The following is a 16,605-nucleotide window of genomic DNA, read 5'->3' on the forward strand; positions in this document are numbered from 1 at the left end:
GAGCTCTGCTCTTGGGCGAAGACAGAGGCGTAGTTGCCCTTATACTGTATTCCTAAATTTTCTGCTACGTTACATTCGCTTTTATCTGGAAACTTATCCTTAAAGCGTAAAAAAAGAAAATTTCCTTCATTATTAAAATAAAAGCGTCGGATGAACCCGACGCTTTTGCATGTATGTTTCTTAAAAAGAATCTCAGATGTAAGCCCTTTTCCTTCATCTCGTGTAAATTATTATCAAGCTCTATTCCGACTAGCTAAAGCATTTCAAAACAACTTTAGCTTTTCCTTATCTTAGTATCAATCACTTTTATTGATTATGAGTCCTAATGTAAGTAAAAGAATGAGCGCAGGGGTGATGATAAACGACACATACACGAAATGTTTGAGCCAAGCCCAGAAGGGGCAGTCTCCAAGCTTTTCCTCGATCTTCTTTTCCCATTCTGTAACCTTTTTATATAAAAGCTTTAGCTCATCCCATATGTCACAATCAATCTGTACTGTCATTGAGCTCTCCTTTCTGCTTCTCACATCTCCTAATACTATCATAATACAAGCTTCCATGTTTTGATATGAGAAAAGAAAGATTTCTGAAAGTGCACAGCTTAGAGCAAGATTAAGAGCTATTACATTTTTCCAATAAAAGCAAAAAGAAAAAATATTTAGAATATACACAATCAAGAATAAATATGTTATATTATGAATAAAAATGTACCCAAGGTTTTCGAAAGGAGAACACATATGAAAATTTGGTTTTATGAAAAGGATAAAAAAGAGGCAGATTTACTTGGCTTTTGGGATAATGTACCGGTTGTTCCACGCATTGGAGAAAAGGTGGAAATTGTCAATCAAGTTCGAACTGTTGCCGATATTAAATATGTAAAAAAGGGCGGAAACTTTAAAGTAGAAGTTATTATTAACTAATAAAAGAGACCGAGATGGTCTCTTTTTGTTAGTTTGCTAAGAGCTTTTCTATTGTATGATGCATAAGCTGAGGCAGCGGTCCCTCTGCATAGGCAATGTTTAGTCGTTCTGTCCATTTGTGCGCATCTTTTCCGACTGGCCCGATGTTGATTACAGGAATCTGCAGTTGTGCCATTTCACGAAGAGGCAGTTCATAGACTCGTTCCCAAAGCGGCATGTTTTCGGTAAGTGCAGCTATCGAAGAAATGGACGTCTGCGGCCCAATGTAGCTTAAGTCGCATAAGCCGGTAAAATATTCAAGCTGCTGCAAGTCAATGCCATGCTGCTCTGAGGCATGGTTAATTACGTCTTTTACAGCAGTGTGGACCGCTGTATTTCGTTTTGAACTGACAGCCGGATAATAAGGAGGGGCAAAGAACAATACAATCATTGGCCCTTTTTCGTTGCATAACGATGTGAGATCATGGATAAATCGAATAACAACATCCCGCTCATCTTCCCCTGCTTGTCTCGTTTGAAGTACGTTGCGCTCGATCTGCTCAACCGCTTGGGTTCCATGGTGCTCCTTAGCGTATGCAAGCAATTCTTCGAATGTTAGCACCTCTATATGAATATCGAGCGGATTGGACTGCTGCAGCGCTGCGAATCTTGCTGCCTGCGTTCGGTATGTTTGCTCAATATTGGCCGCAGCCGATTTGGCTGTTTGCAACAGCAAGGCTACAACCTCTTCAAGTGGCCTTTCCATTAAAAATAAATTAAAAAGTGCAACTGCTTTATGCGGCGTTTGCACGGAATAACCTTGTTTTAAATCATATTGCTGCAGGCTTGTCGGTGGATGTGTTATTTCATCTCCATATTGCTCGCAAAAGCCTACATTTAACTCCATCTCGCATGTCACATGCGATACCATTAAATTAGCATTTAGTCCCGCCAGCGGTTCTCCGACATGAGACTCCTTTCCACAGCAAAAAAAGCCTGGTAATACCTTTCCTAACGACCCCGTATAGATATATTTTGCATTGTCTCCTGGATAACGAGCAAACATCGGTTCAGCATTCATGCAGGCTGTATAGGTTAAGCCGTGCTCCTCTGCCAATTGCAGTAAGATGGGCACAGCTGCAATCATTCCTGCTGAGTTTACTTCTTCATCGCAAACAGAGAGCATGAGCACATTGCCATCGAAGGCTCCTCGGGTCGCACGCTCTAGCATCATCATTCCAACAGCGATTCCGCACTTCATATCCATCGTTCCTCTTCCAAACAGCCATTCACCACTTTCCATATCCTTTACTGCATCGGCCGGAAGAAGATGTTTATTTTCATAAAACTGCTTTGTTAGTTCATCAGGCTGAAAAGCAAGGTGCTTCCATCTGCCATAATCATCGATATTCACTACATCAAAATGATTTAATAAAATAACAGTCTGTGTTGCTCCCTCTTTTTTAGCAAGAGCTGTGACCACAAGGCGATTATCTGCCGTTGGATGAAGCCGCACAGCATCTGGATGCTGCTCGAAATAAGGAAGCGTCCGCAGAGTGTCCGCAATATAATGTGCGATTTGTACCTCTTGCTCTGACCCGGTAATACTCCCGCAGCGAATAAGCTCTTTTACAAGACTCCAAAAGCCCTCTCTTGACTGCCATTTCTCTGTTGTATGCTGCATATAAATCTCTCCAATCAAAATATCGTTATATGTGTTGATCATCCCTATGTATTATACAAGAGCTTCCGTTTCTGTATAAAGGAACTGATTTCGTAGTATGATAGAATGCCGCAGCCAATATACAAAGATATATGCAAAAAACTCGCCAGTCGGCGAGTTTTCTTTACGATATTGTTCTATTTTTCCATTCCCGTGATGAGAGCATTTCCTGCAGCTGCTCATCGAGGTTCATAAAGCCGTATGTACGAGCAGCCTTCCCGGTCCGTTCCCCTAAGTAAGCATAGCGCAACGCTAATATATCCTCACTAACGCCTAAACGGCCCATTTCTCCCATAAAGGCTGCGATAGCCGCTTGATTTGGAAATAATACTGTATCCCATGAAAACTCAGTCCATAGCCGCTCTGTGACCTCATGAAAGCGCACATCCTGCTTAATCTCATGCGTATATAGCATCTTGCCGCAGCCATACGCTGCAAATAAGGCTTCGCGTTCTGTGTCAGACAGGACACGCCCGATATAAATTGTACGGCATGAAGATAATATTGCCTCCTGCGCTTGAACTCCAAATTGATTAAGCTCTGCTCTTGACTTTTCGGAAACACCTTGGATCTGGCGCGGAAGGTCACGTACATCATAACCAGCCTGGACAATGGCTTCCATAAATAGGGCTGCACTTTCATTCGCAGTAAACACAAGACGCTCCGCCTGAAATGCCGCTGCTAGCTCTTCTTTAGAAAATGGAAAGGTTTCTTTCTTCAAATGTGGAATTTCCCAAACCTCGGCCCCGCTTTCTGCTAAATACTCGGCAATGCCGCTCTGCTGAGCCGATGATTTCGCAATCAACACACGTTTTCCATAATAGGGCTTTCGTTCAAACCAGGCAAGCTGCCCTCGAAGCTGCACAGCTTCTCCTACAACGGTCATCGCAGGATTGGCGATTTCACTTTCCTGCACCGCTTGTACGATTGTCCGCAGCGTCCCTGTTGCCGTCTTTTGTCTGCCTGTCGTTCCCCATTCAATTACCGCAACAGGTGTGCTTTCACCTCTTCCGTTTGCGATGAGCTGTTCGCAAATAAACGGCAAGTTTTGAATTCCCATATAAAATGCACATGTTTTACTTTTGGCAAGCGCTGTAAAATCGAGCTCCAGCTCCCCTTTTGAATGACCTGTCGCAATTGTGAAGGTATTGCTATACTCGCGATGCGTCACCGGAATCCCCGCGTAGGCCGCTGCTGCGATGCTTGAGGTGACGCCTGGGATCATTTCATATGAAATACCATGCTCAGCCAATTCTGCTGCTTCTTCGCCGACACGTCCAAACACGGAAGGGTCGCCGCCTTTTAGGCGAACGACCGTCTTTCCTTCTAGTGCATGCTGCACAAGCGCTTGATTAATTTGTTCCTGCCTCATAATATGTCTTTTGGGCAATTTGCCGCAATATACAAATTCGCAATCGCTGCTTGCATACTCCAGCAGGCGCGGGTTGACGAGGCGATCGTATAAAATGACATCCGCCTTTTGCAGACATTCCTTCCCTCTTTCTGTGATAAGCTTCGCATCTCCTGGTCCCGCTCCTATTAAATACACCTTTCCAACAAGCTTTGTCATGTTAGCCTCCTTACACTGTAATATATACGTACCCGTCTTTTACTTCTGTTTCGTATGTTTGTATACAGCCGTCATCTGGCTTCTGCACTTCTCCAGTAACGAGAGAGATTTTCCAGTTATGCAGTGCGCAAAACACGTACTCTCCTGACACAACACCTTCTGCCAATGGTCCATTTTTATGAGGGCATACATTGCTCACTGCCCTTACATCTCCACTGCTCAGGCGAAACAATGCAATCGATTTGCCTTCAATGTTTACCTCTTGACCAATTTGCATTGGCAAATGTTCAAGCTCTATCACTTTTACTTTCTTTGGCGTCTGTATGGTCATGTTCTTCCTCTCCCTCTCCCTCTCCCTATCTATTAGCGGGGGAATCTCCCCCGCCTTTTTGATAACTAAAAATTCTAGTGTTTCCCCATTTCCTTTATACGTGCTTTACTTCGTACATTGCGCGCAGTTGAGGTGTTTGCAGCACTTCTTCCCATGGCTCACGATACTTTGCGATGGCCGTTTCAAAGCGCTCATTCAGCTCGTTCACTTTCACTTCGTCCATCATAGTTTCTTTAATATGTTCAAAGCCCATACGCTCGACCCAAGGAGCTGTACGTTCTAAGTACATACCTGTTTCACGATAATATTGAACAAAAGCTGCCGCTAAACGAAGCACTTCCTCATCTGTTTTTACTGTGCATAATAGCTGTGCTTCCTTAACTTCTGTTCCGCCATTTCCGCCAATGTAAATTTGGAAGCCATTCTCAACGCCAATTACCCCAAAGTCTTTTACGCCAGATTCAACGCAGCTGCGCGGACAAGCGGATACGCCCATTTTTACTTTATGCGGTGTATCAATGCGCTCAAATTTCTTTTCAAGTGCGATACCGAGGGACATGGAATCTTGTGTACCGAATCGGCAAAATGCTGCACCTACACAAGTTTTCACTGTACGAAGGGTCTTGCCGTACGCATATCCAGATGGCATTTCAAGATCCTCCCAGACGCTTGGTAAATCCTCCTTCTTAATGCCATATAAGCCGATGCGCTGACCGCCTGTCAATTTAATTAAAGGTACTTCATACTTCTCAGCCACTTCTACAAGTTTTTTCAACTGCTGTACGTCTGTAACACCGCCATACATACGCGGGATAACTGAGTATGTTCCGTCTTTTTGAATATTTGCATGCATCCGCTCGTTTACAAGACGAGATTGTTTTTCGTCTGCATATTCCTCTGGCCAAATCATACCTAAATAGTAGTTTAACGCAGGACGGCATTTTACGCAGCCTTCTTCATGCTTCCAGCCAAGCACATAACGCACCTCTTTTGCTGTTTTTAAGCCTTTTGTGCGAATTTCCTCAGTAAGCTCATCGTGAGATAATGTGGTACATTCACAAATGCCCGCCTTTTCCTCCTGAATTGCGCCACCTAGTGTATGCTCTAGTACTCCGACAACAAGAGGCTTACATTTTCCGCAGGAACCGCCTGCTTTTGTGCATGTTTTCACTTCTTCGAATGTTTTTAAGTCTTGCTCTAAAATAGCCTGTACAATTGCTCCTTTTGTTACACCGTTACAGCCGCAAATTGTCTCCTCTGGTCCCATGGAAGCAACAAGATTTTCATCGCCTTCGTCTGCTCCCTTATGAAGAATAGAGGCAGAGGTATATTCGCTAACATCTGCTTTCTGCTTTAGTAAGCGGAACAAACGGTTGCTATCTGATACATCACCGTACAAGACAATACCAACGATTTTGTTGTCACGAATCAGTACCTTTTTATAGGTCCCTGCTACACCGTCATGCGCCGTAATCGCTTTTGTTGCCTCGTCCTCATGAATTTGTCCGGCAGAAAACAAGTCACAGCCTGATACCTTTAATTGTGTAGAGAGCAAGCTTCCTGTATAGCCTTCCGTTGCCAGATCGCATATATGTTCAGCAAGCACAGCTCCTTGTTCATGCAATGGAGCAACAAGACCATACACATTTCCATTATGCTCTGCACATTCTCCCACCGCATATATGGAAAGATCCGCTGTTTGCATAAAGTCATTTACAACAATACCGCGATTTACTTCTAATCCTGCTTCCTTCGCAAGCAATACATTCGGGCGAATACCGACCGCCATTACAACTAGATCGCAGGCTGTTTCAGAACCGTCCTTAAAGCGAATGCCTTGTACACGATTCTCGCCAATAATTTCCGCCGTTTGCTGTTCCATCAAAAACCGCATGCCCTGCGCTTCTAAATCGCGCTTTAATAACGCTCCCGCAGGCGCATCAAGCTGCTGTTCCATCAAATTCGGCATAAGATGAACAACCTCTACCTCCATGCCCATGTTCAATAGACCGCGTGCCGCTTCCAATCCAAGTAAGCCGCCGCCAATTACAACTGCTTTTTTATATTCTTTCGCGGTTTCCATCATCATATTGCAATCATCAATCGTACGGAATCCTGTTACACCTAAAAGAGTATGCCCTGGAACAGGTAAAATGAATGCAGAAGACCCTGTTGCAATGAGGAGCTTGTCATACTCGACCGTGCGATGATTTTCTGTACGAACAAATTTGGCTCCCCTATCGATATGGGTTACTTTTTCGTTTGTGTATAAAGTAATATTATTTTCTTTATACCAGCTCCAGTCATTCATCACTATTTCAGCTTGTGTTGTTTTGCCCTGCAGCACATTGGATAAAGCAATACGATTATAGTTAGGATATGGCTCATCACCAAATACCGTAATTTCAAATTTCTCTGGATTTCGTTTTAAAATTTCTTCGATACAGCGGATACCGGCCATTCCGTTGCCGATCATAACGAGACGTTGTTTACTCATTTTGAAATCCTTCTTTCTTTGTGAATTTTTGAGCATTCATCTTGGCTTCATTGTAGCAAAGGGGATTAGAAAAGAATATAAGTCCGAGGCAGTTGTAAAAAAATCGCCAAAAATGCCTTTATTTTGGGCCAAAACTATGATGAACATCACAGTTTTCGGTTAATATTTTGTGAACATTTAGAAAGAAGATAAGAATTTCTTATCGAGTTTTCATAAAAAAACGAAATATTCTTATGATTCCTTTTGCGTTATGCTAGTAGAAAAGAAGGGAGATGGTATAGATGGATAACAAACAGCGTGTACAAGAGCAGTTCGGTAAGTATGCAGCTCATTATGTAACAAGCGAAATCCACGCTAAAGGAAAAGACCTGGCAGTACTTCTTGCACTCTCTGAGGCAAAGAAGGAAGATATTGTTCTCGATATCGCCACAGGCGGCGGTCATGTTGCCAACGGCTTTGCGCAGCTTGTAGATCAGGTTACCGCACTTGATCTAACAAAAAACATGCTGCAGGAAGCGGAAGCATTTATTCGCGGAAATGGACATACAAACGTTACCTTTATGAAGGGCGATGCCGAGCAGCTGCCGTTTCCTGATGCTTCATTTTCTATTGTGGCTTGCCGCATTGCACCGCATCATTTCTCGGACATTGCTGCTTTTGCGGCCGAGAGCTACCGTGTGCTCCAAGAAAACGGGAAGTTTCTTCTGATCGATAACGTTGCTCCTGAGCAAGATGAGCTTGATACCTTTTACAATACAGTGGAGAAAAAGCGGGACAATAGCCACTACCGTGCTTGGAAGAAATCTGAATGGATTTCACTATTAGAGCGTTCAGGATTTACAGTGCAGCAGCTTGTGACCTTCTCAAAAATATTTCAATTTGAAAAATGGTGCAAACAAGCAGGATTGCCGGAAACGGAGAAACAAGAGCTGGAGCAGTATATGCTGAATGGGGATAAACAGATAGCGAAGCATTTTCATATTGAGGTACAGGACGGACATATCAGCAGCTTTCAAGGGCAAGCTGTGTTGATACAGTGCAGAAAATAAAGAAAACTCGCCGACTGGTAAGCCTTGCCTTTATACTATATTCCTAAAATTTCTCACTACATCGAATGGTCTCCCAGCTTTCAGGTGGGAATTTATATTTTCTACAGTGTAACAATAAACGCGCAGTACGCTTCTAGACACGCTGCGCGTTAAAATTCCTCATCTAGCGGGCTGGTAGAAAAGAAATTCCCATGACTTGTGCCATTAATTGTGGAAGATCTGTGTTATTGTGTAAACCGTAGAACAGGTTAGATCCTGGCCCGAATGCATATACCGGGACATCCATACCAGTATGCTTAAAAGTTGTCCAGCCAACTAATGCACGTTCTGAAATCACTTCATTAATTGCTATGTCCGTCGTTTGAGCAGCTTTAATTCTTGCAGCTTCTTCATCTGTAAGATTTATATTAGCATAGTGTTTCACTACTTCCTTTATATTGCTGCGGGCAGGATTGAGCTTTTTTGCCATAAAGAAGCCTGTTGCAGTTACGTTGCGAAGCATTTCAATATTTGCAGCATATTTACCGTAACCACCAACGGACATACCTCCCGTATCATGATCACCCGCTACAACGACTAAAGTATGTTTGTCCTTTTTGGCGAATTCTAATACCTTTTCCACTGCTGCTTCAAATGCTTCGGCATCTTTCATCGCCCAAGCTGCATCGTGAACATGCCCTGCCCAATCAATCTCACTTCCTTCAATCAGCAAGAAAAATCCGTCTTTCTCCTGATGAAGCACTTCAAGGGCTGCTTTGCTCATCTCAGCTAGGCTAGGCTGGTTGGTTACATCCCGATCCAATTCTGCTGCTAAGCCCTCTTCAGCAAACAAACCGATTAGCTTCCCAGTCTTTTTGGAAGCAGCTAGCTGTTCCTGATTGCTGACCAATTGGTACCCCTTTTCTCGTGCCTCCTTTAAAAGTGAATCAGGAAAATACCTCCTTCCGCCTCCTAGAATCACATCTACTCCATTGTTCAGCAGCTGGGGTGCAATAGTTGCTTCGCTTGTACGTGAAACAGCATGTGAAGCAAATGCAGCAGGAGTGGCATGCGTAATCGTGGCAGTAGCGACTAGTCCAGAGGCTTTTCCCGTTGCCTCGGCGGCTTCAAGAATCGTTTTCAACGTCTTACCTTTTGGTGAAAGGCTAATCATTCCATTATTTGTTTTGACTCCCGTCGCCATTGCTGTTGCAGCAGCTGCTGAATCTGTTACTGCGGAGCTTGCAGAATATGTTCGATGCATACCGACGAACATGGAGTCCAAAAGAGATTGTTTGCCTTTATACCAACGATAGTGCGTTGCATACGCCGCAGAAAAACCATCTGGAATCATAAATATAACGTTTTTTACCTTCCCGTTATCATGGTTAGTTTCTGCTTCCGCAGATGATGGTGAAAAAGCACAGGTGCCCATCAAACTACCAACAGCAATAGAAGACATAGCTGCAAAAAGGAATAGCTTCTTTTTAAAACTTGTGTTGAACACTCTATTTGCCCCCTAAAAAATGATTAGCTAAAAAGCCTGTCCGATCCCTAGGGATGGTAAAGAAAAATGGAAACTGTGTACAAACTTATCCTGATCCATTCAGTACTGTAATATCATTTCCTGTGTTATCAAAAATTAATTGGAATACTGAAAATGAATATTCTCTTCTATGTTAGGTACCATCAAAGAATGATGTTTCCATTTATTGTACATAAAAATGAGCACCCTCTATTCTGAGGGTGCTCACTATACTCTGTTTATCTATGCTCTTTTCTGTGTTCTCACCAAGCTTTGTTTATTGATAAATAATACGGAACAGTAAACAAGAAGGAAAAATACCATGACGAAAGCTGAAAATAAATAAATGGAACTATAGTTTGTTTTTACGGCAATCAAACCAAGAATAGCCGAACCTCCCCCGATCCCGAGGTCAAACGAATTAAAGAACATCGCAGTTACCTTTGTGAATTGTTCAGGCTTGGTATTATTCAAAGTCCAGGCTTGTAGAGAAGGGAATAATGATCCCGTTCCCATACCATATAAAGTCGCAGCAATGAGTAAATCACTTAAAGTGGTAGCTTGGTATAATAAAACAAATCCAATGGTAATGGAGATAGAACTTGGAATCAAGACCCAGGCATGCCCTTTTCGGTCGAATACTTTTCCGGAAATAAAACGGATTAAAAATCCGCTCACTGTATTTACAAAATAAAACCACGCCACTCCTTCAATATTTAGCTCCTTTGCATAGAGCGCCATAAAACTAATGACTCCTCCAATGCATATGCCAAACAAAAGCATTAGGAAGCAAGGAAAAATAGCGGAAGGTTCAATCATTGACTGGAGGAATGATTTCTCTGTTTGATTAGAATTGGCCACACTTTCTGGAAAAGAAATGAAGCTAACGCAAGAAAGAAATACTAGCAAACTAAGTCCTGCGACTCCAAATAATATAATTGGATTGTACGAGTTAAATAGCCACATCCCAGCGAAAGGCGATAGTGCCAAAGCAACGGTTGTGCCATTCCCAATCATTCCCATCCCTTCGCCTCGTCTGTCTTTCGGAATAATCTCCGCTGCTAAAGTAGAAAGAATCGTAACAGCAAGACCAAAGCCAAAACCATGCAAAATACGAATCGAAAGTGCAAGGATAAAGCTTGTGCCAATATAATAACCTAGAGTTGAGAGTAAACAAATAAGAATAGAGACAACTAATACTTTCTTTCTTCCAAATTTATTAGTAAAAATTTCAGTAAACGGACGAATGATAATAGCAGAAAAAGTAAAGCTCCCGATGATCAATCCTATTTTGGATATATCAAGGCCCCCATACCTTTCCAAAAAAAGCGGGAGAGTTGGCAGCAAAATATCAAATGCGAAAAAAGCAAATGCATTGGCTAACATGATAATAATAAATGTTTTAGTCCATAAAGACGGTGGTGTATTTGACACGAAGGTAGGCTCCTTTTGTTAAATGTATTAAATGATTATAGCACGATAAAGTAAAGCAACTAGTTTAGCTTCTAGGTGCTTCATTTGTTTTGGTTTCGTTATATACTTTTTATATTATGAAAAATTCACTACGTTTAATAACAGAATCACAAATAGTTATTTCAACATAATTATACTAACAGGCCTTCTAAAAAAAGAAATAGTAAACACATACATAAAAAAGGTATTTACATATTAGTTATGTCTAATGTGTAAATACCTTTTTTCTAGGGATTCTTAGAAATGAGGTCTTGCTAGCATCAAGCCCTCTGCTTCTTAAAAATCAAACACAAAATCATCATTTGTCAGTTTTTCAACATTTGTTGCTTTGACGTAACCATTTCCTTTAACCGAGAAGAAATCATGATTTTTCGTATCAGTACGAAGTCCGTTTAAGACAATTGGATTAATCTCCTCATCCTCAAAATACGGATCCATACCAAGATTCATTAAACCCTTATTTGCATTGTAGCGAACAAATTTGTTCACTTCATCTACAAGACCTATTGGCGTATAAATTTCTTCTGTATATGCACATTCATTTTCATATAAGTCGATTAAGAGCTGAAGTATTTCTGCTTTTACCTCTTGCTGCTCGTCTTCTGATAGCTTTGCGTATAATTCTTGTGCTAATAAGCCAACGAACACACCGTGAATGGACTCATCACGTATGATCAGGTTAATAATTTCACCACTTGCTGTCATCTTACCTTGACCAGCGAGATAAAGCGGATAGAAGAACCCGCTGTAGAATAAATAGCTTTCCAAAAACACGCTTGCAACCATCGCCATATATAGCTCTTTATTCGTTACCTCTGGCTTTAACAGGCGGCGGTAGTAAGACGTAATCATGCTTCCTTTTTTCTCTAGAAGAGGATGCTCGTCTACCCATTTAAAAATACCGTCAATTTCTTCTTCTGTTGCGAGTGTCGTAAAAATATGACTGTATGACTTTGCGTGTACTTCCTCCATCGCACCCATAAACGCCAGCACGCTTTTTGCCTGCAGATTGTTCACATGCACGAGGATGAGCGGCATACCCTCGCCGCCCTGTTTCGTGTCAAGCAAGGTCAAGCCGCCGAGAACTCGCTTGTAGGCAACTTGCTCTTCCTTAGATAACTGTACCCAAGTGTTTTTGTCAGAGGAAACAGCAATTTCCTCCTCCGTCCAAAACTGGGCGATATTTTGCTTCCAAAACATTAAGCTGTAATCATCTTCTTGCTTATTCCAGTTTACTGCGCGCACTATAAACCACCCCTTCTCTCTCTAAAAATTAGACTACGCACGCTACGCACTCTTCTACGCTTAGCTTTCGTGTTCTTGTATAATACAAGCTCTTTAAGCCTTTTTTGTGAGCGTAGATATAATAACGCGCCAATTCGCGTGTGGAAATATCGCTATTCACGTATAAAATCGTACTGATTCCTTGATCTACGTGCTGCTGAATTTCCGCGATTAAGTCAATAAGCTTAAATTGATTAATATCATAAGAGGATTTATAGTACCAAAACGTTTCTTTTGATAAGAACGGCATTGGGTAATATGTTGTTGCATTTGCGTACGTTCTAGACTCGATTTGGCTTACGATCGGCATTACGCTAGATGTCGCGTTTTGAACGTAGCTGATGGATTGCGTCGGAGCGATTGCAAGTCTATATGCATTGTATAATCCGTATGTTTGCACCTGATCTTTTAAATTACTCCAATCTTCCTGCGTTGGAACATGCATGCCTTCAAACAGCTTTTTCACCTTGTCTAAGCGTGGTTTAAAGTCAGTTGCTTCGTATTTCTCGAAGTATGTTCCTTTCGCATACTCGGACTTCTCAAAATCTTTAAATGTCTCGCCTCGCTCTTTTGCGATTTCCATACTTTTCTCAATGGAATAGTAGTTCAACATCATAAAGAAGGTACGAGCAAAATCCTTCGCTTCTTCGCTTTCGTACGCGATTTTATTTTTTGCCAAGAAACCGTGCAGGTTCATTGCACCTAAGCCGACAGAATGAAGTTCATCATTCGCCTTTTTCACTGTCGGAGCGTTTTGAATCACTGTCATATCAGAAACGGCTGTCAGAGCCTCCATGCCGGCATGCACTGCTTCGCGTAGTTCTTTGTTTTCCATTATGTTGACAATGTTTAAAGATCCTAGGTTACAGTTAATATCACGGCGGATAATATCGCCTACACCGTAATCGTTAATTTCTGATGTTTCTTGGAGTTGGAAAATTTCCGAACAAAGGTTCGACATTTTGATTGAACCAATATCCTTAAGCGGGTGCTGCTCATTCGCATTTGATTTAAACATGATGTACGGATATCCTGATTCCAATTGGATCATAGAAACTTTAATCAGCATGTCACGCGCACTTAAATCAAGCTTTTTCTTCTTGATTTTCGGATTTGCAACCAACTCTTCGTACATCGCATCAATATCCATATCGTCTAGGTGCTTTCCATACTCTTTAAACACCGTATATGGAGCGAATACGTATAGAGGTTCATCCTTCTCCGCTAGCTCGAAAAACTTGCTTGGTACGATTAATCCGATGGAGAGGGATTGGATCCGAGTTTTTTCATCGGCGTTGATTTTTTTCGAGTCAAGGAATTCAATAATATCCCAGTGGAAAATGTTCAAGTACACGGCACCTGCGCCTTTTCTTTGTCCCAACTGATTCGCATAAGAGAAAGAATCCTCTAACAGCTTCATCACTGGCATTACACCGCTTGCCGCATTTTCAATCCCCTTAATTTCTTCTCCTCTGGCTCGTAGTTTAGAAAGATTTAGCGCACCTTCTGTTCCACTAGGTTCGCTATACCTAGTGCGTCCATTTGGACAGCTTACAGTCGCCTGTAAGAGCAGACCATATCATACTCTTCCATTTTTTTTGGTAAGAGTCCCTGCGTTTCGGACGCCAAACGCTTGCGTCCTACTCTACTCTCTTCCGCTGATACAGCGTGATTTCGATGGTCGTTACACCTTTTATCTAATTGGTCAAATTTTGGTCAAGAAATCGGTAACTTGGAAATTTGTCATTCTCACAGCGATTTCTAATTGTTGTAGTAGAAACACCTAGTGCAGTAGATGCCTCAAGTATGGAATTATATATATACTCACCAACAACAATCTTCCTGCCCCTCATCAGGGAAAGCTTTTTCTTAGTCTTAGAGCTGTGTCTGAGAGACTTTTGTTTCCTCTTAATTACCTTGCTAGCATTGGAAGCTGATATTTGGTCATCTTCTACAAAACAATATCCAGGAAAACCTTCACTTTTACATCGCTTTTTTATAGCTTCCCGACTTACTCCTAAAGCACTAGCAGCAGTAGCTATAGATTCATACAAAACCTCTTCTATTTTCACAAATTGAGGTTTTGAAGAAATACCTATCACTTCTTCGTGACAATTTAGGAACATATAGTTTGGATATTGCTCATTTTTACACCGCTTAGAAATTGTGATACCTGATACCCCCATTGCTATTGCTGCCTTGGCACAGGATTCATACACGATGTCATCAATAACCACTTTTTTGGAATTCGTAGGACTTTTGCCTATTGTTTTCCCTCGCCTACCCTGGGCAACTCTCTTTCTGGTTTCATGAGAATGTGTTTTTCCAAAAAAGGGATTATCTGTACCGTACATGGCACATTTTTTCCTCAGAAGCTGGATAACAGCTTCTGTATGTTGTTTTTTGTAGAAGTGATTTTTGCTTCCTATCTTTTTCTTGAGTGTATCCATTGCTCTGTTGTAAGCATCCTTCCCAATCCATTGAATTGGATGCATCTTATAAAAAGGATGATTACTTCCTTTTAGTACACCCGTTTCAGAAGAAGAAGATACATTATAAAGTATACTTGTAGCAAACAAATTGTCTAAAATCAACTGCTCTAGGTTCTTTGCAAGGCGTAGATCTTCCTCTTCATTCCCTGTATCAAAGACACTTATAACATCAATTCTAAACAACTGTTCACCATATTTTGACCAGGCTCTTTGAAGGTGTATACAGTGATGTTTTCCACTTTGCAAAAGTCGCTTATGAGTTGTGTACCTTTCAGTCAAGTTTCCGGTTCGTCCCACGTAAAACTTACCACTTTGGATATTCACAATCTTATATACAAACTGCAAAGTCTGCACCCCTTCGCATTACTTCATTTGACCAATTAGATAACTTGGCTCGGTATTGTCTTGTCAAAGCAAGAGTTCCACCGAATTAGCAGGGTTCTTATAACCAGCATCTCTGCTAGTTGGCGCTCATTGGTTAACGCCTCCGCCAATCTTACTTAGCTGCATCGCCGTATTAATATTAAATCCAATCGAGTTTAAGCTATCATCCATTTCCAAAAGAAAACAGCTCACCATTTCCCCTCTTCTGCTTCGTCCTGCATTCAAAAAGGTTGGTGTCGCTGGTTGATAGTTTTGCTTGATCATTTGTTGTGCATATTTCTTTGCTTTTTCCGCGTTACCACGGCCCAAGTATAAGCTGACGATTGCAATGCGATCTTCATAGCTTTCCAAATACTGCTTTCCATCATTTGTTTTTAACGCGTAATCCTTATAAAACTTTGATACCGCCATGTAGGATTGAAATTGGAAGTTTTCTTCGTATGTAGTAGCATACACTTCCTCAATCTCTTCTAGAGAATACTCCTGTAACACATTGTAGTAATAATCTTGCTCCATCATATAGGCGATGCGCTCACGTACGTTGCTAAACGGTAGTGTGTTTTCGCGCGCCTCTTTCAAAAATTCCTGCAATGCTTCTTGGTCTTTCTCCAATTGATAGAAGCCATCTGCCATTTGTGTAATTTCATTATTGAGCTCAATATGTCGCAAGCCCCAGCACCCTTTCTTTGAAAAATTCTATATCTTTATTTGTCCCAGCCATTTCAAACTTAGACAAAACTGGCACTTCGTATGCTTTGGCAATGTGGTCTGCGCTGGCGCCAAACTTGTCTCCCCAGTTACGATTTCCGCTCGCTGCTACACCTTTTAAGCGATCGTAGTTTCGCTCCAGAAATTTTGCTACACGCTCTGGCACTTTCCCGAATCCTGTTGTATATGTGACAAGGACATACTCCTTATCCAGCAGTAATTCGTCATGAATTTGCACCGCGGGCATATTGAGTTTTTGAATAAACCTTTTCACATTTCCTGTCATTGAATCATATACAATCAGCATTCCTAACTCCTCCATTTCCTAACCATAACCAAATTCTTCATATTTTTATCTGCCTACATATTGTATTATGTTTTTCGAGCAGACACAAGATATATGCACAGATTTATTTTGAGCAAAAGAATTTGTTTTTCGACAAAGAAAGAGCCGTTCCAAAAAGACGTACAAAACATATGAAACTACATTATAAATAGCATGTCAATACAGTGTATTTACGAGAACTTGTCAATGTATTTTCTAGTTCATTCTAAAGATTAAATGTATGAATATGGAGAAAAAGAAGGGAATTTGCAGAAATGTTTTAAGGGAAGCGACAATTTATGCAACATAAGAAGAAAATTGAAGAAAGAACATCCAAGGCAAGATTTGTGAGGAAACAAAGAGAGC

12 protein-coding genes and 2 pseudogenes are annotated in these 16,605 nt (G+C 41.4%); 2 read left to right on the forward strand and 12 right to left on the reverse strand.

Annotated elements, in window-relative coordinates:
- Nucleotides 1-296: 296 nt before the first annotated feature.
- Nucleotides 297-503: a hypothetical protein gene (locus tag AAHB12_RS19790; protein ID WP_129728011.1), complete on the reverse strand. Its 207-nt coding sequence runs from the start codon at nt 501-503 to the stop codon at nt 297-299.
- A 234-nt stretch (nt 504-737) separates the two neighbouring features.
- Between AAHB12_RS19790 and AAHB12_RS19795 the strand changes: the two genes are divergently transcribed.
- Complete coding sequence (locus AAHB12_RS19795; protein WP_129728010.1) at nt 738-920, forward strand: DUF3913 family protein; 183 nt, start codon at nt 738-740, stop codon at nt 918-920.
- A 28-nt stretch (nt 921-948) separates the two neighbouring features.
- Here the strand turns inward: AAHB12_RS19795 and AAHB12_RS19800 are convergent, their stop codons facing one another.
- From AAHB12_RS19800 to nirB, 4 genes are all read right to left on the reverse strand, one after another.
- Nucleotides 949-2,583: a M20/M25/M40 family metallo-hydrolase gene (locus tag AAHB12_RS19800; protein WP_342046656.1), complete on the reverse strand. Its 1,635-nt coding sequence runs from the start codon at nt 2,581-2,583 to the stop codon at nt 949-951.
- A gap of 163 nt (nt 2,584-2,746) precedes the next feature.
- Nucleotides 2,747-4,192, reverse strand: a complete 1,446-nt coding sequence (cobA, locus tag AAHB12_RS19805) for a uroporphyrinogen-III C-methyltransferase (RefSeq protein WP_342046657.1) — start codon at nt 4,190-4,192, stop codon at nt 2,747-2,749.
- Nucleotides 4,193-4,202: 10 nt separating this feature from the next.
- On the reverse strand, nt 4,203-4,523 hold the full coding sequence (gene nirD / locus AAHB12_RS19810; RefSeq protein WP_342046659.1) for a nitrite reductase small subunit NirD: 321 nt from the start codon (nt 4,521-4,523) through the stop codon (nt 4,203-4,205).
- 94 nt (nt 4,524-4,617) lie between these two features.
- Nucleotides 4,618-7,020, reverse strand: coding sequence for a nitrite reductase large subunit NirB (nirB, locus tag AAHB12_RS19815; protein WP_342046660.1), 2,403 nt, complete (start codon nt 7,018-7,020; stop codon nt 4,618-4,620).
- Nucleotides 7,021-7,301: 281 nt separating this feature from the next.
- Between nirB and AAHB12_RS19820 the strand changes: the two genes are divergently transcribed.
- Nucleotides 7,302-8,069 carry a class I SAM-dependent methyltransferase gene (locus AAHB12_RS19820; protein ID WP_342046662.1) on the forward strand — a complete coding sequence of 256 codons (768 nt, stop codon included), beginning with the start codon at nt 7,302-7,304 and terminating at the stop codon, nt 8,067-8,069.
- 163 nt (nt 8,070-8,232) lie between these two features.
- Here the strand turns inward: AAHB12_RS19820 and AAHB12_RS19825 are convergent, their stop codons facing one another.
- The 7 genes and pseudogenes from AAHB12_RS19825 to nrdI form a co-directional block, all read right to left on the reverse strand.
- Nucleotides 8,233-9,555 (reverse strand): alkaline phosphatase, encoded by a 1,323-nt coding sequence (locus AAHB12_RS19825; RefSeq protein WP_342046663.1) that lies wholly within the window; start codon nt 9,553-9,555, stop codon nt 8,233-8,235.
- Between the two features lie 261 nt (nt 9,556-9,816).
- Complete coding sequence (locus AAHB12_RS19830) at nt 9,817-11,007, reverse strand: MFS transporter (RefSeq protein ID WP_342046664.1); 1,191 nt, start codon at nt 11,005-11,007, stop codon at nt 9,817-9,819.
- 315 nt (nt 11,008-11,322) lie between these two features.
- Nucleotides 11,323-12,291: a class 1b ribonucleoside-diphosphate reductase subunit beta gene (nrdF, locus tag AAHB12_RS19835; protein WP_342046666.1), complete on the reverse strand. Its 969-nt coding sequence runs from the start codon at nt 12,289-12,291 to the stop codon at nt 11,323-11,325.
- Between the two features lie 28 nt (nt 12,292-12,319).
- Nucleotides 12,320-13,831: pseudogene (gene nrdE, locus AAHB12_RS19840) on the reverse strand (class 1b ribonucleoside-diphosphate reductase subunit alpha); the annotation flags it as partial.
- 196 nt (nt 13,832-14,027) lie between these two features.
- Nucleotides 14,028-15,167 carry an NUMOD1 domain-containing DNA-binding protein gene (locus AAHB12_RS19845; RefSeq protein ID WP_342046667.1) on the reverse strand — a complete coding sequence of 380 codons (1,140 nt, stop codon included), beginning with the start codon at nt 15,165-15,167 and terminating at the stop codon, nt 14,028-14,030.
- Between the two features lie 135 nt (nt 15,168-15,302).
- Nucleotides 15,303-15,875: pseudogene (locus tag AAHB12_RS19850) on the reverse strand (ribonucleotide reductase N-terminal alpha domain-containing protein); the annotation flags it as partial.
- Entirely contained in the window at nt 15,862-16,221 is a 360-nt protein-coding gene (gene nrdI, locus AAHB12_RS19855) for a class Ib ribonucleoside-diphosphate reductase assembly flavoprotein NrdI (protein WP_129728002.1), read from the reverse strand. The gene nrdI and the pseudogene AAHB12_RS19850, both read right to left, overlap by 14 nt.
- Nucleotides 16,222-16,605 lie beyond the last annotated feature (384 nt).

This window comes from Bacillus sp. OTU530, from assembly GCF_038440375.1.

What these genes read in the sequence shown, in the direction of transcription:
- cobA (WP_342046657.1), bottom strand. Translation starts at nt 4,192, where the DNA reads ATGACAAAGCTTGTTGGAAAGGTGTATTTAATAGGAGCGGGACCAGGA.
- nrdI (WP_129728002.1), bottom strand. Translation starts at nt 16,221, where the DNA reads ATGCTGATTGTATATGATTCAATGACAGGAAATGTGAAAAGGTTTATT.
- AAHB12_RS19790 (WP_129728011.1), bottom strand. Translation starts at nt 503, where the DNA reads ATGACAGTACAGATTGATTGTGACATATGGGATGAGCTAAAGCTTTTA.
- nirD (WP_342046659.1), bottom strand. Translation starts at nt 4,523, where the DNA reads ATGACCATACAGACGCCAAAGAAAGTAAAAGTGATAGAGCTTGAACAT.
- nirB (WP_342046660.1), bottom strand. Translation starts at nt 7,020, where the DNA reads ATGAGTAAACAACGTCTCGTTATGATCGGCAACGGAATGGCCGGTATC.
- AAHB12_RS19800 (WP_342046656.1), bottom strand. Translation starts at nt 2,583, where the DNA reads ATGCAGCATACAACAGAGAAATGGCAGTCAAGAGAGGGCTTTTGGAGT.
- AAHB12_RS19820 (WP_342046662.1), top strand. Translation starts at nt 7,302, where the DNA reads ATGGATAACAAACAGCGTGTACAAGAGCAGTTCGGTAAGTATGCAGCT.
- AAHB12_RS19795 (WP_129728010.1), top strand. Translation starts at nt 738, where the DNA reads ATGAAAATTTGGTTTTATGAAAAGGATAAAAAAGAGGCAGATTTACTT.